The organism is Blautia ammoniilytica, assembly GCF_025566965.1.
Classification (GTDB): domain Bacteria; phylum Bacillota; class Clostridia; order Lachnospirales; family Lachnospiraceae; genus Blautia_A; species Blautia_A ammoniilytica.
In genome coordinates, this window is sequence record NZ_JAOQJL010000067.1 from 2243 (window position 1) to 3110 (window position 868).

2 protein-coding genes are annotated in these 868 nt (G+C 41.2%); both read left to right on the forward strand.

The features are described from left to right. Positions 1-213: 213 nt before the first annotated feature. Positions 214-594 (forward strand): type II toxin-antitoxin system PemK/MazF family toxin, encoded by a 381-nt coding sequence (locus OCV61_RS18195; protein WP_012744261.1) that lies wholly within the window; start codon positions 214-216, stop codon positions 592-594. Next, positions 575-823: a DUF6870 family protein gene (locus tag OCV61_RS18200; protein WP_158422927.1), complete on the forward strand. Its 249-nt coding sequence runs from the start codon at positions 575-577 to the stop codon at positions 821-823. The genes OCV61_RS18195 and OCV61_RS18200 overlap by 20 nt, the downstream gene beginning before the upstream one ends. Positions 824-868 lie beyond the last annotated feature (45 nt).

Here is an 868-nt window from a genome sequence, read left to right on the forward strand (position 1 = left end):
CAGGTTATTATTCCCTTCCTGCATATGCAGGAGTAACGATTCGGGGTATCGAGGATAAATAGAATCGAGCGAGCACTGTTTAATAATCAAATTGGCTATAGAGGTTATGCGGCAGAGTTTTCCGTCTTGGAAGGGAACTCTGCCGTATTCCTGTGGAGCCAATATAGCGCTATGAATGCTTTACAAATTAAAAAGATTGGAGAGAGATGACAAGTGACGATTCGAAGAGGAGATATCTTATGGGCGGATCTCGGTATGTTCCCGACAACTTCGGTTCAGGGTGGAGTAAGACCGGTGATCGTAGTAAGTAACAACAAAGCTAATACATACAGTTCAGTCATTACAGTAGTTCCGCTGACGTCAAGAATATATAAGAAGCGGTATTTACCAACACATGTATTTATCAGTAAATACGATATGACAGGGATCCGAAAAGGAAGCCTTGCATTGGCTGAACAGGTTATGAGCATTTCTACAAAATGTATTATTGAGAAATGCGGAAGAGTAAATAAGTGGAGCCTAGATCGGGTACTGAAAGCAGTACGGATCCAGATGGGAATGGAAGGAGAAGGGCATGACAGCAGAGGAATATAGAAATTATCTGGATCAGGATTTCAGTGATGTAGATATCAATGAAATGACGGATCTACGGATGATAAAAGCAGATGGAAATAAGCCGCTTCAGGAACGGAGAGATATTTTTCTGAATAAAGTAGGAAATCCTTATCTGGTCCGGATCGGTAATATGAAAGTAAAAGTCAGATTTGCCAATAACGGTATATCTATGGAGCAGGCATTCGAGAATATGCTTCTGAGTGTCTGAAAAAGTACTGGCAAGATGGAGGGGACTGTGTTAGAATGTCGGTAA